The sequence below is a fragment of the Mucilaginibacter pineti genome, from assembly GCF_900101875.1.
Classification (GTDB): domain Bacteria; phylum Bacteroidota; class Bacteroidia; order Sphingobacteriales; family Sphingobacteriaceae; genus Mucilaginibacter; species Mucilaginibacter pineti.
This window is the reverse complement of record NZ_FNAI01000008.1, coordinates 57,267-79,868: the sequence shown is the minus strand read 5'-3', so window position 1 is coordinate 79,868 and position 22,602 is coordinate 57,267. Positions and strand designations below refer to the sequence as shown.

The window sequence follows — 22,602 nt, the reverse complement described above, 5'->3', positions numbered from 1 at the left end:
CGCCAAGATGCTGGTCGAAAAATTCAACACAGCATTCGCGCCAAGAAACAATTGGTTCCGCGATTGATCCTCCCTATTGGTGAACATACCGGATTTATTCGTTTTTTTCATTTACATTGTTTATATTTTCAGCAACATGATGTATATCGCTATTGATACCTGCGTCTGGTTAGAATTGCTGAAAGTGGATACCCATCCGCCGTATAACCATTTCGATGAACTTTTTTATTGGCTGGATAATAAGTACCTGACTTGTATTACGACACAAAATATGATACGGGAATGGGACCGGCATAAGGTTAATAGTAAAAGCACCCTGCTGCAAGCGCTGAAAGCAATCAGTAAAGACTCAGCGGAAATATTCACATCGACAACCCCAATCGATACCATTTATTCGCCAGACCTGGTGGAATCAGCTTTAGATAACCGCATAGCTAGGCTGGATTTTTTATTCAAATCTGTGGCTGAGGTTGCAGTTGAAAACGAAAATATATACGTTAAAGCGGCCAGGCGAAATTTAGAGTGCTTACCCCCTAATCATACCGGGGATAGTTATCGTGACACGATCAATTTGTTGAGCCTAACTGAACACTTAAAGCATAAAGTCGGCGTGCCTTGTATTTTCACGACCATTAATTATAAAGATTTTAGCGACACGAAAAATAGATACCATTTACATGAATTGCTGGAGCCCGAATTTAACAGCTTAGGCTTACAGTACATTTTCTTTGATAACGATAAAAAGAATTTTGCCCGAAAGCTATTTGACGGCACGCTTCGAAAATTACTGCCGAGTTTCCTCGATTATCTGAAACTAAAAAAGGAACAGGATGAGAAAGCTAAGATCGCCAAGGTGCGAAAAGTTCATGATGAAGATATCGATATTCCTGATTCTGATTTCGTAACAAATTGCGTAGAACTCGACCGTATTGCCTCGAAGAGTTCCCCAACAGCATTAGATCAGCATTTGTTGAGCTATCTCTTCAATCAACATGAAGGCTATGAAAAATATTTTTTAAGAAAACTGGCAGAAAATGGGATGGTTTGAATATTTAAAATCCAATGGTCACTTTGCCCCGGAAAAAAATCCGCAGCCAGTGAAAGTGAAGAATGGCTTCAGCACGCCCCGTTGGGAAGCGTTGGATTATCTCGAGAAAGTTGCGCAAAAAATCGCCGATGGTGATGCGCAAAACTATATAGATGAAATTATAGCAATCATCATTAACGCTTCAGAAAAACCAGTTGATAATTATATTTCCTGGTACCGTCTGATAAGCATCTTGTCCAAACTTCCCAACAAACGTATTCCCGTTGAATTAATAGAATTTCAACACGTGTGGGTAAAAAGCCAGTTCGATACAGGCCTTCAAACTGCTGAAATCGCCGAAAATCTCCTCCCAAAATTTCTAACCGGTAAGCCAGACGATACCCAAAAGGCATTGATGATATTTACCCAACTTTTTGCCATTTCCATCTTGGATCATCCTGCTGACCGGCAGGATACCAGAACCTATGAAACGGCCTACGACCTTTATAACCTGCAAAACGCTTTTGTGGAATTAAAAGTCCTCGAAAAAGTCAATCAATATCTTGGCACATCCGCGCTAAACCTATTGGCTGACCAGGTTAATATCTTATTACGGGATCATCATCGGCATTTTGACATTAAACAAGATGATAAAACCTATCATCTTTCCCTAATACCCATATCAAGCAATTTAAAGGTCGTGCTGTTTGATGAAAATGAGGATTATCTTCAGGATGGAGTTGTTGAAAAATATGCAGACGAAGGCCCGTTATGGCCGAAATTATATTTTACGAAATTTTTCAGCGACGCCGGTTTAACCGGAACGGAGGTAACCGCGGCGATAGAGCACGCTGAGTTTACTCTTACGCATGATCTCGAATCCATTATGGGTTTTTATGGCATCCGCGACCTGGAAGAAGAAACGGAAAGTGGTTATGCTCTGCTACATACTTTCAGCTATATCCTTGTCGAATGGTTATCTTATCTTGCAATAGAAAAATCAGCAGAAGCGTTGCCCGTATTACGAATGTTTGCGATGGAAAATCGTTTCCAGTTGCCTTTCTTTAAACGTATATTATTCTATGTTTTCTCAAAGAACTGGTCCGCTTTGAAGACGGTCTTTTGGGAGATAAGCGGTACTACTGATGAACATCAAATCTTTTCAGAGCACTTGTATCATAAAGAGCTTTACCAACTACTGGAATCCGTCAGCGAGCAATTAGATGAAACCGACGTTGTTAATTTAAAAGAAATTATCCGGCAAGGTCCGGTCGGCGAAAGACATAATGGTCAAACACCTGAAGCATGGAGGCACCGTTGGTTGCAAGGATTAAAGTCGAACATTGCTTTTAATGAAAGTTTCGAAACGTTGTCCGCGCAGATTACACCGGATAAAGATTATGCAGAAGAAGGCAAGGTATTGGTAAGAGTCGGCTCGGTATCACCATATACACCCGAGGAAATTTTAGCGCTAAGTATTGATGACCTCTTGGACATGCTATTGACTTTCCGCGACCGCGATCGCTGGGAAGATCCAACGGTTGAAGGCCTCGGTGAAAAATTGCAAGAAGCAGTAAAGCAATGCCCCGAGCATTTCATCCATGAATTGCACAAACTCTTAGGAGTTGATTATTTCTATGTATACCACATTATCTGGGGGTTCACAAACGCTTTAAAAACGAATCATTTATTTGATTGGTTGCCGGTACTTCATTTCTGCCTCCAATACATCAAAAGTGAGGATTTTATAAACGATTCACTTGGTACTGCCCATGAAACGCGGGCAAGCCAGGATTGGGTTTTTGGGCAAGTCGCCTATTTGATTTCAGAAGGTACACGGGCGGAAGTTGGTGGCTTCGATGACGACGGTCTTCTTGCAGCAAAAGAAATAGTTATAACCATTGCAAATGATTTAAAACCCAGTCCTAACGTCGGCACTGAAGCGGTACCGGATTTTGTAATGCATTCTTTGAACCACACCCAAGGCAAGGTAATGCGATCTATCCTCGACTGTGCGTTGAAGGAGGCAAGAGATCGGAATGCCCCAGTGGGCGGCTCAAATTGGGAACCTGCGCTTAAAATAGCATTTGAAAAAAATTTAAGACGGGAAGTTTTAGACGGTTACACGTTACAGGGAATGTATTTATCTCAATTTATGTTCCTTGATGATTCGTGGCTTCGAATTCAAATCGTCGCTCATCAACAACTACCAAAATTGCCATGGTTGGCTTTTATGGCCGGTGTTGCTTTCGGCAAACCAATCTCCGGTGATTTTTACCCGATCATGCAACCGCATTATCAACGGGCACTGGATGACAACCTAATTGATCTACACTATCACCAAGGCTTGCTACGGCATTTTGTAGCTTATTACTTTTGGAATTATGATATCGATTACAAAGAAACCTTTCTGTATAAACTAATCAACCGTTATCCCAATCAGTATACACCGTCCCTGGTGCAATTCTTGAATACACAGATTGCGTCAATTGTAGCCCTCGAAGCTACGGAACGCCAGGCACTGACAAATAAAATCATTCGAATCTGGAAACACTTATTGAAATTATTTAGCGGAACAAGTTCAGAGGGCGACAGCGAACCATTAAAAGGGATCATCCGTTTTGTTACCGTACTTTCGAAACTGGATCAAGAAACCACAAAGCTTATTATAAATACATTATCTGTAGATCCGACATATGGCAGAGGCCAGTTTATGATTAAACAGTTAACCCGGCTAAACGAAGATACGGATTCGAAAAAATTTGTCGCAATTATTGCCGGTGAGCTGGATTACACCGCGCATTATCAGCCTGATGTCTTGAAAAAAATGCTTACGATGCTTTACGATTCAGGCGAAAAGGATGCAGCAAACGGTATTATCAACCAATTGGTAATACTCGGGCACCATTATTTAAAAGAATTATATCTTGCTAATAACTCCCTATAAGCTAGTTTATAAGGTTGGCAACAATCTGAGTATGATCAGAACAATGATAATTGCACCATAGCAATCTTTACTTTTTCAATATCACGAAGCGTTGCCAATATTATTGGTTGTTTATCATTAGTGGTATCGGTACTACCAACTCTCGATGTCATTTTCATTTTCAAATCATTTAATGCGGCAGTAAAAGCCTGGTCACGGTGGTTGAATTTCTTATCATAAACCGATAGCGTGTATCCGCCACCGGCGCATCCAAAACTATAACTCATCGCATAAGTCCAAAGCCCATTTGGCCCATGTCCTATGGTAAAAGTGCTGTGGTTGCCGTAGCGGCGCGTATCGCCGAAAGCGTGTTCTTCGGTGTCAAGCCATTGCGGACGCTTAAACCAACCATATTTGTCAAAAGCAATTTCGGTAAAGCCGAACTCTAAACCTTTGCGGTAGGCGTGCAAATTCATGGCAATCGCTCTCAAGCTATCACCAAAACTACGGAACCAATCAAGATGTTCCTGTGCCCCATTTTCTATGGCCGACAACATTTCGTTGAAAATATCTGCCTCATATCGAATAAGGTAATTATCTACGATGTAATCTTTGATTTGATTTTTTGATTGAAGATTTAATACCAGGCTTTCCATAACATTACATTTTAGTTTTTTAATGCAAGGATTTTAAAAGCACGGTGCGCGGCTGTCAAGGGCCCGGCTGGTGCCGGGTTTCATAAACCCTTGACGGCTGCGCAAAGGGCTTTATCTTTGCTATTAAAAAACTCAAATGGTTAGGAAAGCTTGTTTAATCATACAATAAGCAAACCGTTGATGAAGGGGAAAAAGCAAGGGCCTGCCTGCCGGTGGGCGCGTAAAATCGGCTGGTATAGCGCAGCGGTACGGACCGGTTTGGGCAGTGTAGTGGTAACGGCGGGCTGGCGCTTGCTGTGCAGCCTTCGTTTTGGTGCGCGATAGCAAACCTAATGGTAGGCATGGCCGAAACAGCGATTGCAGCGGCATCCTTTTTCAGGAAAAAAAGATACAGCGGAAAGCGCGATGCCGATGGCATCGGCAGCTTCCCAAAAAAAGGCAGAAAAAAATTTCCTAATTTTATACTAATCAACATTTACGCCTATGGGATTCCTGTCTTTTATCAGCAAGCTGCTGGGACTTGGACGACGCTTCAGCGGTTCGCCGGAGCAGTACCTGGCTATGGTGCAATACATGGCGAAAAAGAATAACCCGGATTATAGTGTAGAAGAACTCCTGCAATGGGGAGAGGTTATGCAAAAGGTAATGAAAGTAAACCTGCAACCTTACAAGGATTTTAAAGACCTTGCCGAAAACGGTACACCTGATCATTCTATGGTTGAGAAAGTGGATGATAAAGTCAAAGAAATCCACCAGCGACGGGACCTGAAACAGGCCATTTATGGTCCGGATGCCGATCTTGGCGATGATGATGTAATGAAAAGTAACGATAAGGGCGCAGTATTTGCTCGTAAAATGGTGAAAGACTTATCGAAGCATGTCGAGTTTTCGGATGAGGAAAAGAAAAAATTGAATGATCTATAGCATGCAAACGCTAACTGAATTTAAAACGATTTTAAGTAATAGCAAACCTGAAACCGGGCTTGCCGTACAGTTGAAAAGTCTTTGGTATGATGCGAAAGGCAACTGGGATTTTGCCCATCACCAGGTCGATCAGCTCAGTGACCAGGAATCAGCCTGGGTACATGCTTACCTGCACCGGAAGGAAGGGGACACAGGAAATGCCGATTATTGGTACCGAAGGGCCGGCCGGCGGCGTCCGGAGGTCTCGCTGGAGGAAGAATGGACAGAACTTGTTGATTATTTTTTACATGGCTAAGCATCACTACCTGCCGCAGTTTTACCTCAAAGCTTTTACTAACGCGCAGGGCCAATTTATGATCTGGACAGTCAGGCAAAGCGCGTTCAAAAAGAACGGTCAGTACTTTTCGCCCGCCAGCCATTTCTTTTTGCCCGATAATAATACGATCAACAATGACGGGGTTCCGGAGGACTATCTGGAGGAACTTTACAGCGGGATGGAAAGTCGTTATGCCCGGATACTGGACAAGATCAAGGCGGTCGACCAGGGCTTCGGCCTGGATCAACAGGATGCTGTGTTGCTGAATTATTTCGCGGGTGAATTGTTCTGGCGGGTACCTTCGCAGCGCGATGTCATCAATGCTACAACCGATATCCATCAACTGAACCAGCTTGGCGTCGCCGTCATCGATAAAAAGACTATGCGGCCGCTTGATCCAGAGAAATTTGCAGACGCTGTCAGGGCCGATCCATCCTATTTCCAACGGCTCAGGAATGTTATACCCGCAACGACTTACTGGAACCTGTTGGATTGCAAATGGACGGCAACGGTTAAAACCTTTCCGGGGACTTTTCCATCCATTTGCGGCGACAACCCGGTCATTTTGCGCCATCCGGAAAACACCGAGCCTTTTCTGGACGATATGATCTTTCCACTGGCCCCGAATAAAGTACTTTTCCGCATCAGGAACATGAAAGAAGTATTCGCGCCGAACATCAAATTCTATATTGATATGCTCCAGCTGATGCAGGCCAGGGAATATGTTTGCTGTGTGGACAAGGAATACCTGCTATGGCTTAAAGAGGCTTATCGGCAAAGCTTTAATACTATAGATGAACTCAGGAGTTTTATTTTTGAAAGTCTGACAAGCAATTGATAGCGCAGCTCCCGGATCTATTTGACGGTTGCTTTGTGAAAGATCAAACCTGATGTAACGCCCTGCGCCAGTTCGAGCCCGGTAAGGTATCCCTTTTTATTCCGCACGGCGACGAGGTGATCGATAAAATAAAACCCGGGATAAAGGTCATCCGCACCATAAAGCGTAACAGGAGTCTGTCCGTGGCGGTGATTTGTTAATACCAACTTTCCTTTCTTTATGCTTATCGTAAAGGAATAATCAACTTCATCTGTCGTATAAGTCCCGCAATAAGCCTTCAAAGCGGATAGTGCTTTGGGGCTTGTCTTTATTTTATGATAGCCGACCGGAGGATTTGGCCCCGGGGTTTCTACCTGTAAGGGATTTACAGCGCCGCCGAAACGATAGCGTATGGCGGGGTAATTTTCTGCGTACCATACGTTCCCTTTTGCCGGGCTAAGCGAAATACCGTCTAAGAAAAGCTTGCCTTTCTTCCATTTGAAATGGATCTTTTCACCGTTATGGGCCACGTATTCACCAGTAAATGTCTTAACTGCAGCACTATCTATCATCGCTACTGGTATCAATGGCTCCTGCGCGGGATCAGTCAGTTTTCCTTCAGGAACCAGCAGGGCAGCCAGATCTTCCATCGTTGCCGTTGTTTTCGGCCCGTCATCGGCATTGGTGAGCACAACAATACCGATCTTCAATTCCGGATATACAGCTATAAAATTTTTGTAACCTGCTATACCGCCCTTATGCATCAGCCGCTTTTGTCCCCGATGGATATTGGCAAAAACACCCGAGCCGTATTCCGTGCGCTTACCATTGTTGAGCTGCCCCAGCGCAGTATAGTTAGCTATATCCGACAAGTTCCCAGCTTTGGGGCGATAAAAGTTCCCAGTCCATTTAGCCAGGTCGTTTGCAGAACTCAAAACGCCACCGTCACCATGTTCATAATGAATTAATGGAAAAGTGGTGACATGCCCCTGATCATCACTATATGATGCCGCGTGATCTTTGATGACCTCGAAGGGATTCTGCTGGATCCTCGTATGGTGCATGCCCAGTGGCCTAAAAATCGCGGAATCTGCGAAAGCAGCAAAACTTTTCCCGCTCGCTCGCTCAATGATCTCCGCCAGCAGAACGTAATTGGCATTGCAGTAATAGAATTTTTCTCCCGGTAAAAAGTCCAGGGTCTTTTCCTTTTTGATGATGTTCAGCGCGTATTCCTGGGTAAGGATACCATCCATTGGAAAACCAGTGAAATTTAACAGGTACAGATGGTCACGTAAGCCGCTGGTGTGGTGTAGCAGGTTCGCTACGGTAATTTTGTGTTTGAATTCAGACAGCCAGGGCAGGTATTTGCGGATATCATCATCAAGGGATACTTTTCCTTGCTTAACCAGCAGGGTTATAGCATAGCCGGTGAACTCTTTGGATACCGAGGCCAGGGTAAACACCGTTTCCGGTGTGACGGGGATATTATATTCTACATTCGCCAGGCCAAATCCCTTGCTATAAACAATGTGATCGCCCATAACCACGGACACTGCGCAGCCCGGCCCGGTACTTTTCCAACGGGAAAGTACAACGTCTATCTTACTAATTAGTGAATCCGGCAGCTGCTGCGCCCTGGTTATCACCGGGACTAGCATGAGCACGATCAGAAATCTTTTCATAGCGCAAAATTAACCGGATAAATTGTTATCAAATAGGACAGAATTAGCGCGGGAAATTACACGCTGCGCAATTCATAAGGCAACATATGTGTCAGTGATTTAAAGGCCCGTATAAAATGGCTCTGATCATAAAAACCACAGGCAAAGCTGACCTCCGTTAAAGAGCGCCCGGATGAACTGATCATTGCCGCCGCGCGCTCCACTTTTAGCTTGCGGCGGTATGCACCGAAACCGGTACCGAAATAGCGTGTAAAGTACCTGGATACGGTTACCGGGTGGACGTTCGCAGCCTGAGCCATGTCTAGCAGTGTCACCGTTTTATTCCAGTTGTCATGCAGCAGTTCACGCACCTGGCCAACCCAGTGCGGAGCCTGACTGCGGCTGCTATGCTGCCAGTCGTCTGCCAGGGACAATAACATTATGTGGACCTGGTCGCTGAGCGAGTCATCGCCGATCATCAGTTCCTTATACAACCGCAGCATTAAAAGCGTAGATTCCGGGTGATCTTTAACCAACTGCGGCGTCACCTGTGATTCGTTGATATCGTAAGTGCGAAAGAATTCAGGCTCCAATTCCAGGTTCATATTTCGTCCATACGCGCTATGCAGGAAGTTTTGATGGACTTCCCCTGCACGCATAAATGAGCAGGATTCCACCGCCTGAACGGTTTCACCAAAACCCTTACGGCGAACCGACATCGTGCCCTTGAGCACCAGGCTTAAATGGGGGTTTTCATGGTAATGCATCGGGCTGAAATCATGCCCGGCCTGGTATTCGGTCATGCCAATCAATACCCCGTTAGCAGCGACGTTACGGCTTACTGCCCCCAAATATTTTCCTTTCGTTAAAGCCAGCATTGTGTAAATGTACAAAACCAAATGAATACGTTTCCTGCTTTTTCATTTAGCCAGCGTTATCTTAATTCTGGCTTCAAGAGAAGCGCTGTCTTGCGGTCTTCTGATGCTGTAGTTTTTAACTCCGGTAATCAGTTTGAAGTTGCTGATGGCATGATTTAGAATTTCTGCTTCTTTCATGTTCAACAATAGTAGTGTTCATGAATCATGAACAAACAAGTATAATGAACAGAAATACATTAATAATTATCATTAGCTTTATATAGCAAGTTATATACGTGTAGAAATTAAAATAATATAAGGGCAGTGTGTCAAAATTAAATCAACTAAATCCAGATAAACACTTGCTTACGCTCTTTCCAGGCATAACAGCATTTATTAGGCGATGAACTCAAAGAAAAGTTGGTTGCAAACCTGGGTAAAACGCCGGCAGCGGCCAGAAAGATAGTAGAGCGTTTTGCGGCCAAAGGTCCAGTAAAACTTCAAACCCGGTATCCTTCGGAAGGAAGACCTTTGCCTATTATGCCATAGATAAAATAGTCACATTCGAGGACCTGCCAGGTCTTACTCGCGAGCGACGCCCACCTTTGTTTCGCTCAATTAGCTCGGCTGCCATTGCCAATCGAAGGGATGATAAATTTCGCCAGGATATCGAATGCCTGCTTTGCCTTCCAGGTTCCAAAATTTCCTTGCGTGAAAACAACAACCATGTCCAGTTTCTTAATGACAATGATATACTGTCCGCCGTTGCCCGAGGCAATCACCATGGGGAAGTTTTGGCCATTGAGGGTTAAATTCTCATTGTACCAATAAAATCCGTAAAACGTAGGTTGCGGTATGGCATTCTTTGACCTGCTAATTCTCACAAAAGAAAAGTCAGGTATTGGTATTGTCGCTTTAGTCGATACCAAAATCCAACGCTTTGATACAACCTGCTTACCTTTCCAGCGACCATTATTCAGTACTAAGCTGCCGATCTTCGCCATATCCGACGGCAGGATATAAAATGAGCCCGCCGTCATACCTTGACCTTCCGGGTCAACGGTCCAGCGATAATTAGTAATACCCATAGGGGTGAACAAATACCTGGCGGCGAAATCCATAATGCTCATTCCTGAAACCTTTTTTATAATTCCGCTAATGATCATCGGATCGCAGGAGGTATACGCCCAAACTTTTCCCGGTGCGTTTTTCATGGGTAGAGCCAGGCTGAATTTTACCCAATCAGCGGTTTTAGTCATCTCGGTTTCGCAATCTTTCCCATCATTCCATTCGTCGCAGTCAAAGCCTGATCGCATTTCCAGCAGGTCCTTTATGGTCAACCTTCTTTTTAATGTGTCGGTTGCAAACGATTTTTCTTTGGGGAAGAAATTCGAAACCTTTTCGTTTACATTCTTGATCAACCCCCTGTCGATGGCGATTCCGATCAGCAAACTGGTAATAGACTTAAATGAAGAGCGGGTATCATGCAAGGAGTCGGCCCCAAAGCCGTTGAAGTAATGCTCGTAAAGCATTTTCCCGCTTTTAGCCATTAGAATACTATGTACGCCTCCATATTGTTGCTCGATAGCACTCGTTAACCCGGCAAATGATTTCGATTTTGGCCGAACCGACTGTGCGTACAACGGGCAAGCCACTTGGCAAAAGCAAAACAACAACAAACAAAAAAACCTGGATTTAAACATGATCAGCATTTAAAAAACGAATATAGTAACTTGTATTAGCGATACCGCACAATTAGTCTTTACAGCTGTTTCTAGGTATGGAACACGCCATTTTCTGTATTTGCTACCTAGTCCTTTTAAGGATTTGATAATAACCCTTTAGCTCATCGGTCTGCGCTTGCATCAACATGATGGTACTTTGAAGCAGTGATTCATTTTCCAAGCCAAAGTCCATATATTTTTTAATCAGGTCATTGGCCGATGCATCGAAGCCATTCTTTAGCAATTCTCCATAGCGACGAGCAAAGTCAGCCGGATCGTCATGTGCCTGCTGGTAAAGCCGGCAGGACAGCAGCATCGCATACAAGTAATTAATATTGTACAAGGGATCATCGAACAGCAGGCGTTTATTAATCCACTCGCTTTTACGTTCAGGTTCTGAGGTAAAGAAAAGATCATATTGCTGCATGATCCCGCTGTACAGGCTGTCTACATCTTTCCGGTCGCGAACACGGCCGGCCGCAGTTCCGTCATAAAGCGCCTGTTCGAAGCTGCCTTCTTCTGCCGCTGTAAATATTTCCAACGATAGTTTATCCAGCAAGGCTTTGGTATAAAAGGCTTTGGCCTCCGTTGTCGCCGCCTGCTTTTTAAGTGCATCCAGCACCAGCAATTCGTTAAGCATAGCATAAGCTTCGAAAAGAAAGCCGGGGCCTGACGAATAAGAGGGAACCGAAAGGTGTTCGCTCATCATTTGGGCATGGATCGCGTGGCCGCCTTCGTGTGACAACCGCAGGATATCCCCAAGCATGCCCTGATAGCTTTTCATATACAGGGTGGTGGGTACGCCAGGATAACCGACCGAAGTATTTTCAGTGATGCGGTTAGGCCCGGCGGCGATGTCCAAAGCGCCATTGGCCGGTTCCAACAGCCAGGCGAAGGAACGCTGGTAGGCCTTTCCCAAAGGCTTAAAAGCCTGATCAATTAATTTCCTGACTTCTGCATATGTCATTGGCTTAAAGCTGTAACCCGATGGCAGGTTCATATCCCAACTGTGTGCCGTATCCAGACCGTACTTTAATTTTACCTGATCTGCCTGAACTTGCTGATAAGCCTTTAAAACGCTGTTAAGTGCCGTCATGTGTTTCAGCATGGACCGCACACTGTCTTCCGGCAATTGCAGGCGGCGGGCGTACACTGCTTCCGGCGCGCTTTTAAAAACCCGCAGTTTCGCGTAAGCATTACTTTGGGCGGTAATATCGATCAGCGTAGCCGCCAGTATCTCCGCGTGCTGGTCATACACGCTGTAAAACTTCCGCATACCGCTCGCTCGCACAGACGGATCTTTATTTTGCATTATAGCACCTCGGCCCGGAACTGGGCTGATGGCGTCCATCAGGTTATCATAGCGCGTAGTCAACCGTTCCAGAAAGGGATCGTTCAGTTGAGCCGCTACCGCCACATCGGCCGGACTTAGCTCATGGGCCGCTTTCAGCATTACCTGCCTGATGAGGTACTGATAAGGATAACCATTCTTTTTTGCTAACGAGGCGAACCGCGGTCTTCGCAGCTCCTGATTAGTACGGGTATCCAACGCATCGATCAGTTCACTGATGTGTTGTTTGGCGGAACGCGCAGTCGTGTCCAGCTTATTTTTATAAGCTAAGAGCTGGAAATAAGCGTAATGGCGGTTTAGGGAAACCAGGAATTTTTCACAGGCATTTAATCGGACGCCCACGTTACTTAACGTCCATGGCTTTCCCTTAATGAAGATATGGACGCTATCCGCTAGTCGCTTCCGCCCAGCTTGTTCCACACCGGGAGAAGGGAAATAACGCTCCAACTTTACTGTGAATTCTGCGCCATGGCCATCGAAAGGGTCAAAAGTTTGCGCCTTACCGGTCAAGTAAAGGCTTATAAGTATAATAACTAAAGGGAAATTTCGGGTTCGGAACATAATTAAGATGATCATGTGGCAAGGTAAACAGACCAGACGACACTAAATAGAACAGGATTAACCTGTTTAAATCTTCCGGAATTGTTTGGGCAGGTAACCGGTGACGGCTTTAAAAGTACGGGTGAAATGTGCGTGATCAGCAAAACCGCAGCGATAAGCGACCTCGTTCAGCGGTATGCTGCCGTCGTTCAATAAAGCCAAAGAATGTTCGATCTTTATTTTGCGCATATATTCGCTTAATGTGCTGGAAAAATATTTCGAAAATAGCGGGAAATTGTAACGGGATGCACACCTACCTCCCTGGAAAGTCCGTCGAGATCAATATCGTTAGACCATTCATCCTGCAAAAGTTCTTTCAGCCGGTTTACCCATAGAGGGACCTTTTGATTTTTTTTGCGCTGCGGATAAAGCAAACCTGTCAAAAGCATCTGCGCCGAAGCCTCCGCATAATTACTGCTGTCTTCCAGTTCATGGTAAAGTTTGATCAAACTAAATTTCAGATCCACTTTTGTTGCGAACAAATTGTCAAGGTGATCGGCACCGATGGCGTTTACAAGGCCCGGCCTGAGAGAAATATTAATCTTGAGCGTGCCAGATTCGTAACGGTCACATCGATGGAATTCACCTGCGGGGATAAACTTAAGGTCGCCGGGAATGCGTTTAAAGTGTTTGCCATATAAGTATTCATCATGGGTGCCTTTAAGCAACAAGCTGACGCTGGCTTCCTCGTGGCAATGCCATTCTTCCAATTCTTTTTCTGCGGTATAAGTAGTCGGTATCACATGACAGCCGTCCACGATCTTTACAGAGCGGGCAAGTCCCAAAAATATACGCCCATCTTCATCCATTATGGTAAATGTAAGCCATTGAACCCGTATTCCGATGAAACCGCGATGGAAAGGACTATATTACCCTCTGTTTACTTTGGTTTGGGTTTGTTTAATATTCTTTTTAAGATCCGTTCACTTTGATCTTTTGTAAAGACGGCTATTATATCCGGATTTTCCCAGTTTTGCTTTAAAATCGCTTCTAGTTCCGCATCTGCCGAGTTGTTGATATAAGCCATCAACTCCTGAGCCTCTGGCTCAATAAGGCCACCGGCAAAGTAAGTGTCAAAAATGAATTTTAAGCGCTCGTAAGTCACCTTGATATTATTTTATCTTTTCAAGCAGTACTTTTCTATAGGTTGCAGATACTGGGATCATCTCATTGTTGATCCGAATAAAGTCCCGTTCCAGCGAATGGATCTTATCTAATGCCACCAGGTAGGATTTGTGGACGCGGATAAACCTTGACCCGGGAAGTTTCTCTTGTAGTTCCCCGAAAGTTTCGAGCGTCATTAATTCCTGTTTGCCTATATGCAGCCTCCGGTAATCCCTTGCGCCCTCAACATACAATAGCTCGCTTAGCATTACTTTTTCCAGCCGGTATTGGGTTTTGACGAAAATAAATGCCTTTTCCAACTCCGGTTTCTCTTGCAAGCCGCGCACCCTTTCGGTTGCCTGGCAAAAGCGCTCAAATGTAAAAGGCTTTAGCAAATAATCAGCCACCTGCATCTCGAATCCCTTTAGTGCATATTCCTGGTAAGCCGTCAGAATGATTACTTCACAATCAGGTTTGGCCATTTCCAGGAACTGAATACCAGAGACCTGCCCGATATTGATGTCCAGGAAAATCAGGCTCACTGCGTTATTCTTCAGGTAAGCCATCGCGGAAAACGCATTTTCAAATACGCCGCAAAATGTCAGGTAAGTTAGCTTATCAGCAAACTCTCTCACCCTGGCCGCGGCCAAAGGCTCATCCTCTATAATAATGTATCTCATAATTGTAGCTCAAGTTTAACGCGGTAGAGGCCGAATTCCTCACTGATTGAAAGCGTATGCGCCGCAGGATAAAGCAGATCCAGCCGCTTTCGGATGAGTTCATTTCCGAGGCCACAATTTACGTCGCGGGGCTTTTTAACAGCGTACAAAGAATTCGTACATATAAAGGTGAGCTGCTCTTTACTCAATTGCAGAGAGATACTGATCCGGCTATCTGTTTTACGGGCTTCCGTGTGCTTAAAGGCATTTTCGATAAAAGGCAGCAAGACCATGGGGGCGATGGATTGTCCTGTGTACATCCCGCTAACCTCGAAATCAACATAATCCGCATTGCTTGTCCTGATCCGCTGCAGATCGATGTACTGCTGCAAATGATCGAGCTCGCGCTCCAGACTGATGTGTTCACTCTTGGTTTCGTACAGGAGGAAACGCATGATACCCGATAATTTATTCAGGTAGACAGATGCCGCAGCAGCATCCCTGCTGATCAATACATCAATATTATTGATCGTATTAAACAGAAAATGCGGGTCGATCTGCGATTTGACCAGTGCCAGTTCGGTTTCGATGTTTTTGCGGTGTAATTCTTCTTTTAAGCGAATATCGCGGTACCAGGTAAGGCAGCCTTTAATAACTGCCCCCATCATGCCGTTGATCCATGCGACAACCGTCATGATTAGGATCACCATAACAGCTGATGCGTAACCATCATTGAAAAGATAACTTCGTCCAAACATAAAAGGCAGGGATTCCAGTCCTGCGCCGATAAGCGACCCTGTTAAAGCGCAGAGAAAACTACCGCCAAGAAAAAGGACAAATTTCTGCTTGCTTAAAAGCCGGCCAAATAGAAAAGTATAACAGCTATAAAAAGAGCATAAACCGGGCACGACCGCGAAACCAAACATTAAACGCAGCCAGGAAAGCAGGCTATCGTTATGATGGGCTGAATCAGGTAAGTGCGTATGCGCCGGAACGAATACAACAAAGAAAAAAAATGTAAGCAGCAACGTGCCGAACAATAACCAATATCCTGAATGAATCAGTAAAACAGCCGTTTTTTTCATCACCCCTTTTCTTTTCGTTGAAGGTATAAAATATATGCCGTTACCGTAAACAATAGAAAATACCCAAGTGCGAAGGTGATCAGGGGGAAAGCGTGTGTGAATTTCGGTCCATCCTTTAAGTAATTGAAACTGCAATAAGTATAGGGAATCCAGTGCCCGTACGGCCAGCTTAGCACTGCTACCGACAAGATCCAGAGCACCAGGCCAATGCCTACCGGCACGAGAAAGTTCTTAAACTGCAAACTGATGAGGTATTGAAGTGCGATTATAGGCAGGCATGCCAGGAAATACCGACCGTTCTCTGTCATGAAGTATGTCACCGGGATTGGTTCAGCAGGATAACTTACGCCAAACAGTAATCCTGGCAGTACGCCGGATAAATAAATACCTATGTTAAATAAGATTAAAAATTGCAGCATCATGACCAGGATCACCGACAGCTTCGCTAAAAATATCACTCCATAACGCTGCGGTGTCGTGTGTAATAGTTTCCAAGTGTTGTTTTTGAATTCCAGCTGCGTGATTAGGCTGCTCGCCAGGATAGCACCGAGCGGCAACAAAAAAATGGCCATAGACTCCCAGGAACTCTTCCAGAGCGCCTCCCAATAATTTGGGAGACGGCTGGAAGCGGCCAGCGCACCATGCCGGACAATCTTCGCGACAGTAATGACCAGCGGCGTAAAAAACGCGCCGCAGATCACCAGCCAGGACGCGAGGCTACGCTTGCGCTTCAGCCATTCGCTTTCAAAACTTTGTACAAACTGAATCATAAAATATTTTTAATGTGTGATCATATCCATAAAGATTGCCTCCAGGTCATTGCCCGCCGGGCTGAGTTCATATAAGCTTACGCCGGAACCTATTAGTTCTTTAGCAAGGGCGGCAATCATTTCCTGCTGAGGCATAGGCATGGTAAACTTACCGCCATCAAACGTCGCCTGTATGTTCATCGCCCGAAGCACGCTGGTCGTTTTTGACTGGTCATCGGTATAAAGGCTAAGCCGGCCACCGGCACTGCGCTGCTGTTGTAATTCGGCGAGCGTCCCCTGGAACAATAAGCTGCCGCTATGGATAATACCCACATGGCTCACCATTTTTTCGATCTCCCCCAACAGGTGGCTGGAGATCACGATTGTAATACCATGCTTTCGGTTTAGCGAAAGCAGCAGTTCACGCACTTCAATCATACCATTGGGGTCGAGCCCGTTCGTAGGCTCGTCCAGGATCAAAAGTGACGGTTCGTGCAACAAAGCCATCGCAATACTCAGCCGCTGCTTCATTCCCAAAGAAAATCGGGCAGCTTTTTTGCTACCTGTTGCGCTCAGCCCGACCATTTCCAGCACCAATGCGATCCTTTCTTTCGGGCAACCATAAATTTTTTGCAGCACCAACAAGTTTTCCGTTGCTGTTAAATGGCCGTATAGTGAAGGTGATTCGATCATCGCACCAATTCTTTGCAGCGCCTGCAATCGATTACGGCCGAATGGCTGGCCGAACAGAAGAATCTCTCCCTGTTGCTTTTCCAACAGGCCAAGTACCAGGCGCAACGTGGTTGTTTTTCCTGCGCCGTTTGCGCCAAGAAACCCGTACACCGATCTTTCGGGTACTTGAAGGCAGATATCGTTTAATACGGCTGCGCCGTCTGTAAATCGGTGGCCCAGCGCACGTGTTTCCAATATATATGATTGCTCCATCGTACAAAGAAAGCGGCTTAACCTACGAAAGCATAGGTATTTAGACGATCGCCGGATGTTTATCTGCCAAATCCCATTTTTCTCCTGCGAATGTGATCAGAATTAAAGCATAATTTTAAAAAGCAACCGCGATCCCAGCCTCAAAATCGTAAATGGATGACCGGTGATCACCGGGTTACTTAAATTGATATAATAAGGCTTGCAGGGGTTATCGCTTTTCAATTTCTGATTGGTATAGGACAATATTGCACGATCAAAACCTATATCGATCTTATAACTGAAGTCACCCATTTCAGTATCCGCAACGTTAAATAACAGCGCGCCGTGAAAAGGTGATCCCGGCTGATTGATCATCATGCCATGTATGGCATTTGCATTATCAGGAGATTGTGTTATCATTACAGTAGCGGGATTAATGTTTTTAGAAAGCAATACGTTTTCACCAGTTTTGCCATCAAGGAAAATCACCGCCATCTGAACAGGTGTGCTTTCGCTAAGCATGCCATCACAAGCATCTCCTTTCGATGTTTTTCGGCATCCGAAACCTAAGCCCACAGCAACGACAAGAAATAACAAGCAACAAAATATTCCAATCTTGGGAGCAATCAATTCTTTTCTTTTCATAAATATTTAGATGATTTAAAGACAATAACAGAGCCGTCGAGTGCAAAGAAACCTGAAAGACAGACAAAGTAGTAAGGTAACGGGCCATTATTATCTTTTTGCCTGCCAAATCGCATTTTCGTCCTGCAAGGTGATTTTCAAACGGCTTAATTTTACCTGCATCTTCCGGCCGATTCAAATTTACATGAGACCGAAAAACTTATGATTAAAACACTACTTAGCATTTCTATGCCGCTCTTTTTAGCTTTTTCAGCGTTTGCCCAGCAAAGCCATGAAAAGCTTGTCAGGGAAACCGACTACCTGCTGTACCTGCCGGAAGGCTATAAAGAGCAAATTGATAAACAATTTCCCTTGGTGATGTACCTGCACGGATCGGGAGAAAGTGGTAGCGATCTGGAAAGGGTTAAAGGAAATGGTTTGCCCAAACTTGTGGCGCAGGGTAAGGAGTTCCCTTTCATTTTGATATCTCCACAAACTGACAATTTGGGATGGAATGAGGACGAATTGTACCGGCTTCTGCAAAGGACCAAACAAAGCTACCGGGTAGATACCAACCGTATATATTTGACAGGCATCAGCATGGGCGGCGCTGGTACATGGAGTATGGCCATAAAATACCCTGAACTTTTCGCCGCCATAGCACCTATTGCAGGAGGCCGTGACACGGCTAATCTCTTTCGCTTAAGGAATATGGCTGTATGGGCTTTTCACGGGTTCAAGGATGATGTTGCTCCCCCAAAGCGGAGTATCGAAATGGTAGATATTCTCAGGCGGTTTTGTTCCAACGTCCGACTCACGCTGTACCCTCAGGCCAACCATAATAGTTGGGATACCACATATAACAACCCGAAGTTTTATACCTGGCTGTTGAACCAACGGAAGTTTCTCTACCAGCCTGTAAAGGTGAAACAAAAAATATTGAATACTTACGCCGGAAAGTACGCCGGGCCATATGATACGGTTGAAGTGCTGGTGGAAAAAGGGCACCTCATCCTCAAACCAAGACCGGATCGCTTCATCGAAATGAAAGCGGCCTCCGATACAAAGTTTTATGTCAGAGCATGGGAGCCTGTTGATGCCGAATTTATAATTAACAGCAAGGAGCAACTTTGTATCCTGAACCGGCAGGCCCGCATGGTTTATAAAAAGATCAGATAATGGCTGTGCATTTGCCTGCCAAATGCCCTTAATGTCCTGCAAACGAAGGTTCACATGCGCAACATTAACGCTATTGGAGGTGTCTTATAACCGTACCTAATATTCTAAATATTCCCCGATGAAAATACGTGTTCTGATTTTATGCTTTTTTGCGTTTACCCAAAATACCTTTGCACAAAATGCAGCTTTTGCCAGGCGGGTTAAGGAACTGGCTGAGGTCTTGCGTTTACCCGGCTACAGTCTTGCCGTAGTGAAAGACGGCAAAGTGGTTTACCGGCAGATGGATGGTTACGCCAACCTTGAAAAGAAAACACCGGTAAGAAGCGACGACCTTTTTATGATCGCATCGGTCACCAAAACGATGACCGCAAACCTTGTGATGCAGTATGAGCAGGAGCATCTCGTCAGTCTTGAGGATTACATACTGAACTACCGCTACGTCGATATCGGCTTCGGCTGGCCATACAATATTGATCCAAACGCAAAAATAAAACACTTCTTGTCCCAGACATCCGAGGATGGCCCCGGCAGCTCTTTCGTTTATAACGGCTCCCGCTTTAATTATCTCTACGGGATTTTTGAAAAAGCGGGTAACCATAGTCCGGAAACCGATGCTTATAAATTAGAGCTACAGAAAAGGGTTTTAAATCCACTCGGTATGAAACATACGATTTTCGGTTTTCCGAAAAACCGTACTGATAGTCTTTTCAGGCATATCGCCACGCCCTATTTATATGATCAGCAAACCAAAAATTTTACCGCGGATACCGGGTATTATGCCCGTTGGACACGAGCATTCCCGTCGGGCGGCTTATTGTCAACGATTGATGACCTGGTAAAATATACCAACAGTTACGATAACCATACCCTCATCACCCAAGCGAGTTACGATAAGATTACCATCCCTACGAAATTAAACGATGGCACGCTGAGCCCTTATGGTATGGGCTGGTTTTCCGAAGCTTTTGCCGGCAAAAAAATCCATTGGCATTACGGACAGGCGGAGAATTACGCTGCGTTATTTATCCGTGTACCCGAATCAGGTTACACCTTCATCTTTTTGTCAAATGCCAACGGCCCTTCCTACGCGTTGCGTTTAGGCTCCGGCGGAATCTGGGAATCTCCACTGGCCGCCGCTTTCCTCCGTTATTATGTTTTTGAGAAAGACAAGGCAGCACAACAATTATTACAGCCCGAGGAATTCATCGGTAAAGCCCTGTTCTTGCGTTATGCCGGCAGAAAGGCTGAAGCGCAGCAATTGATTAATGGTCTGGCTAAAACAAATCCGGAACGCTTTAAACAATACGACCCCGGCCTGACCTACCTGCTCACCGACTTGCAGGAAAATCGCGTACTGATTGACCAAATGGCGGACGGCTATAGCGCTCAAAAGCATATTCAGCCTTATGTAATAACCGACCTTGCCCGGTACTATGAAGCGCAGGAAGATCCAAAACGCGCCCTGCAATATTACCGGCAGCTGGCCGATGCTAAAGGCTTTGAGTTCTGGCAGCTATCCGCTGATGCAGCACGCAAAGCAGGCCAATTCCTGATCAAAACTGGCAAAACAGAAGAAGGCAGGCAATATTACTGGAAAGCCATCAATGATATGAAGATGCAGTGGGCCGATGATAACGCCATCAGAGAAGTGATCAAAGAAATGAACCTGGCAACCGCCAAAGCTACCGGGACCCGATGAAAACAAAAAAATACATTAGACGGACAATACAAATTGGTGCCCTTTCAGGCATATTCTTTCTGGGTTCTTTTGCAGCGTTGAAACTGGAGAACGCGCCAATCACGAAAGAAATGGTTGGCAGCGCCAAACAATTGATCGGCATTGATATTAACGAGGCGCAAGCCGATTCCATTTTAGGAAGCCTTAGCTTTTACCGCAGTACTTACCAGGCCCTGCGCAGGATCGATATGCCCGCGAGTACAGTTCCAGCCCTGATTTTTAATCCGGTACCAGTTGGCTTTAACTTTCCGGACAAAGTAAACAGTTTTCTCCCCGGCAAAGCGCTCGTCACGAGATTACCGGCAAATCCCGACAGCCTTGCATTTTATAGCATCATGCAACTGGCATCACTGATTAAAACAAAGCAGATCAGTTCTCTTGAGCTCACGAAATTTTACATCCGCCGACTAAAAAAGTTTGACGATAAACTTCGCTTTGTCGTAACGTTTACAGAAGAGCATGCCCTGAAACAAGCCGCTAAAGCTGATGCAGAAATTAAACAGGGCCATTACAAAGGTTTATTGCATGGCATCCCTTTTGGCGCTAAAGACCTGCTGGCCCAGCATGAATACCCTACTACATATGGTGCGCCCATTTATCGAGAAAGGATCATTCCTATTGACGCTGCTGTGATCACTAAACTCGAAAATGCCGGGGCTATTCTGATTGCTAAAACGTCCATGGGTGAACTGGCTACAGGGGATATCTGGTTTGGCGGCAGAACTAAAAATCCTTGGAATATCAGCAGGGGATCCAGCGGTTCATCTGCCGGTTCGGCTTCGGCGGTAAGCATGGGTTGCCTACCCTTTGCCATTGGCTCAGAAACACAAGGCTCGATCATTAACCCCGCGGCCGAATGCGGGGTGACCGGATTAAGGCCCTCATTCGGCCGCGTTAGCAAATATGGTGCGATGGCACTTAGTTGGAGCATGGATAAACTCGGCCCGATCACCCGTAACGCCGAAGACGCCGCCATCGTATTCAATGTGATCAAGGGCACCGATCCGCGTGACCTGAGCACTATTGCCGCACCGTTTAATTATAACGGCGACATGAAAACGCTCAAAGGATTCCGCATTGGTTACATCAAAGCCGATTTTGATGATAAGTATGACAACCACGACAATGATTCCGTCACACTTGCAACATTGCAAAAGCTTGGCGCAACCCTAGTGCCGATACGATACCCTGACCTGCCCATTAATGAAATGGGCTTTATTCTCGGTATCGAGGCCGGTGCAGCATTTCAAAACCTGGTGATCAATAAAGACGTAGATAAACTAACCCGCCAGGAAAAGCGCAATTGGGCATACACCTTGCGCGGCGCGCAGTTCGCCTCGGCGGCCGAATACATCAACGCCAACCGGGCAAGGACCATGCTCATTCAGCAATGGTATGAAAAGTTAAAAGGCCTTGACCTGTATATGTCGCCCTGCTTCACTACCAACCTCACCCTCAGCAGCCTGACCGGAAACCCGGCCATCGTCGTTCCGAACGGTAAAATAGGTCCGAAATACCGGACCAGCATTACATTTAACGGCCAGCTATTTGGTGAAGGCAAAATGCTGGAAGCGGCGAATATTTACCAGGCAGCTACAAGGTATCATCAGCAGTACCCGGTTGAACCATAACAAAACTTGTTTGAAATGATCAAAAGACTCAGTTTTCTTTTCCTGGTTTT

At 45.3% G+C, this 22,602-nt stretch carries 23 protein-coding genes; 8 read left to right on the top strand and 15 right to left on the bottom strand.

What is annotated here, in order from left to right; genetic code table 11:
* Positions 1-136: 136 nt before the first annotated feature.
* Positions 137-1,048, top strand: a complete 912-nt coding sequence (locus BLS59_RS17345; protein WP_143014153.1) for a PIN domain-containing protein — start codon at positions 137-139, stop codon at positions 1,046-1,048.
* On the top strand, positions 1,035-3,974 hold the full coding sequence (locus BLS59_RS17340) for a hypothetical protein (protein ID WP_091150916.1): 2,940 nt from the start codon (positions 1,035-1,037) through the stop codon (positions 3,972-3,974). The genes BLS59_RS17345 and BLS59_RS17340 overlap by 14 nt, the downstream gene beginning before the upstream one ends.
* Before the next feature lie 35 nt (positions 3,975-4,009).
* Here BLS59_RS17340 and BLS59_RS17335 read toward each other — a convergent pair whose 3' ends face one another.
* Complete coding sequence (locus BLS59_RS17335; protein ID WP_091150915.1) at positions 4,010-4,609, bottom strand: hypothetical protein; 600 nt, start codon at positions 4,607-4,609, stop codon at positions 4,010-4,012.
* A 154-nt stretch (positions 4,610-4,763) separates the two neighbouring features.
* Positions 4,764-5,084 (bottom strand): hypothetical protein, encoded by a 321-nt coding sequence (locus BLS59_RS17330; protein ID WP_091150913.1) that lies wholly within the window; start codon positions 5,082-5,084, stop codon positions 4,764-4,766.
* An 8-nt stretch (positions 5,085-5,092) separates the two neighbouring features.
* On the opposite strand from BLS59_RS17330, the gene BLS59_RS17325 reads away from it, so the two are divergent.
* From BLS59_RS17325 to BLS59_RS17315, 3 genes are read left to right on the top strand one after another with little or no spacing between them, the layout of a single operon-like run.
* Complete coding sequence (locus BLS59_RS17325) at positions 5,093-5,533, top strand: hypothetical protein (protein ID WP_091150911.1); 441 nt, start codon at positions 5,093-5,095, stop codon at positions 5,531-5,533.
* 1 nt (position 5,534) lies between these two features.
* On the top strand, positions 5,535-5,828 hold the full coding sequence (locus BLS59_RS17320; RefSeq protein ID WP_091150909.1) for a hypothetical protein: 294 nt from the start codon (positions 5,535-5,537) through the stop codon (positions 5,826-5,828).
* The gene (locus tag BLS59_RS17315) at positions 5,821-6,687 is read left to right on the top strand and encodes a DUF4238 domain-containing protein (RefSeq protein ID WP_162842672.1); all 867 of its coding nucleotides are present in this window, start codon (positions 5,821-5,823) and stop codon (positions 6,685-6,687) included. Before BLS59_RS17320 ends, BLS59_RS17315 begins: the two co-directional genes overlap by 8 nt.
* A gap of 17 nt (positions 6,688-6,704) precedes the next feature.
* On the opposite strand, the gene BLS59_RS17310 is transcribed toward BLS59_RS17315, so the two are convergent.
* The 13 genes from BLS59_RS17310 to BLS59_RS17255 all read right to left on the bottom strand — a co-directional run bounded on the left by BLS59_RS17310 (position 6,705) and on the right by BLS59_RS17255 (position 18,025).
* Positions 6,705-8,348, bottom strand: a complete 1,644-nt coding sequence (locus tag BLS59_RS17310; protein ID WP_091150906.1) for a serine hydrolase domain-containing protein — start codon at positions 8,346-8,348, stop codon at positions 6,705-6,707.
* A gap of 56 nt (positions 8,349-8,404) precedes the next feature.
* On the bottom strand, positions 8,405-9,205 hold the full coding sequence (locus tag BLS59_RS17305; protein WP_091150904.1) for an AraC family transcriptional regulator: 801 nt from the start codon (positions 9,203-9,205) through the stop codon (positions 8,405-8,407).
* Positions 9,206-9,247: 42 nt separating this feature from the next.
* Positions 9,248-9,382, bottom strand: a complete 135-nt coding sequence (locus BLS59_RS32520; RefSeq protein ID WP_262492958.1) for a hypothetical protein — start codon at positions 9,380-9,382, stop codon at positions 9,248-9,250.
* A 416-nt stretch (positions 9,383-9,798) separates the two neighbouring features.
* Positions 9,799-10,734, bottom strand: a complete 936-nt coding sequence (locus BLS59_RS17300; protein WP_162842671.1) for a serine hydrolase domain-containing protein — start codon at positions 10,732-10,734, stop codon at positions 9,799-9,801.
* A gap of 256 nt (positions 10,735-10,990) precedes the next feature.
* On the bottom strand, positions 10,991-12,820 hold the full coding sequence (locus BLS59_RS17295; RefSeq protein WP_162842670.1) for a M3 family metallopeptidase: 1,830 nt from the start codon (positions 12,818-12,820) through the stop codon (positions 10,991-10,993).
* A gap of 66 nt (positions 12,821-12,886) precedes the next feature.
* The gene (locus tag BLS59_RS17290; protein WP_091150899.1) at positions 12,887-13,048 is read right to left on the bottom strand and encodes a helix-turn-helix domain-containing protein; all 162 of its coding nucleotides are present in this window, start codon (positions 13,046-13,048) and stop codon (positions 12,887-12,889) included.
* A gap of 8 nt (positions 13,049-13,056) precedes the next feature.
* On the bottom strand, positions 13,057-13,668 hold the full coding sequence (locus BLS59_RS17285; RefSeq protein ID WP_091150897.1) for a hypothetical protein: 612 nt from the start codon (positions 13,666-13,668) through the stop codon (positions 13,057-13,059).
* Positions 13,669-13,739: 71 nt separating this feature from the next.
* Positions 13,740-13,964 carry a hypothetical protein gene (locus BLS59_RS17280; protein ID WP_091150895.1) on the bottom strand — a complete coding sequence of 75 codons (225 nt, stop codon included), beginning with the start codon at positions 13,962-13,964 and terminating at the stop codon, positions 13,740-13,742.
* A 7-nt stretch (positions 13,965-13,971) separates the two neighbouring features.
* Positions 13,972-14,643: a LytR/AlgR family response regulator transcription factor gene (locus BLS59_RS17275; protein ID WP_091150893.1), complete on the bottom strand. Its 672-nt coding sequence runs from the start codon at positions 14,641-14,643 to the stop codon at positions 13,972-13,974.
* Positions 14,640-15,707 (bottom strand): sensor histidine kinase, encoded by a 1,068-nt coding sequence (locus tag BLS59_RS17270; protein WP_091150892.1) that lies wholly within the window; start codon positions 15,705-15,707, stop codon positions 14,640-14,642. The genes BLS59_RS17275 and BLS59_RS17270 overlap by 4 nt, the downstream gene beginning before the upstream one ends.
* Complete coding sequence (locus tag BLS59_RS17265) at positions 15,707-16,477, bottom strand: ABC transporter permease (RefSeq protein WP_091150890.1); 771 nt, start codon at positions 16,475-16,477, stop codon at positions 15,707-15,709. The genes BLS59_RS17270 and BLS59_RS17265 overlap by 1 nt, the downstream gene beginning before the upstream one ends.
* A 9-nt stretch (positions 16,478-16,486) precedes the next feature.
* Entirely contained in the window at positions 16,487-17,383 is an 897-nt protein-coding gene (locus BLS59_RS17260; protein ID WP_205411295.1) for an ATP-binding cassette domain-containing protein, read from the bottom strand.
* A gap of 120 nt (positions 17,384-17,503) precedes the next feature.
* A complete protein-coding gene (locus BLS59_RS17255) occupies positions 17,504-18,025 on the bottom strand; it encodes a hypothetical protein (protein WP_091150887.1) in 522 nt (173 codons plus the stop codon).
* Positions 18,026-18,226: 201 nt separating this feature from the next.
* On the opposite strand from BLS59_RS17255, the gene BLS59_RS17250 reads away from it, so the two are divergent.
* The 3 genes from BLS59_RS17250 (at position 18,227) to BLS59_RS17240 (ending at position 22,552) form a co-directional block, all read left to right on the top strand.
* The gene (locus tag BLS59_RS17250) at positions 18,227-19,183 is read left to right on the top strand and encodes a carboxylesterase family protein (RefSeq protein ID WP_091150885.1); all 957 of its coding nucleotides are present in this window, start codon (positions 18,227-18,229) and stop codon (positions 19,181-19,183) included.
* Between the two features lie 118 nt (positions 19,184-19,301).
* Entirely contained in the window at positions 19,302-20,882 is a 1,581-nt protein-coding gene (locus BLS59_RS17245; RefSeq protein ID WP_091150883.1) for a serine hydrolase domain-containing protein, read from the top strand.
* On the top strand, positions 20,879-22,552 hold the full coding sequence (locus BLS59_RS17240; RefSeq protein WP_091150881.1) for an amidase: 1,674 nt from the start codon (positions 20,879-20,881) through the stop codon (positions 22,550-22,552). Before BLS59_RS17245 ends, BLS59_RS17240 begins: the two co-directional genes overlap by 4 nt.
* Positions 22,553-22,602: the final 50 nt, after the last annotated feature.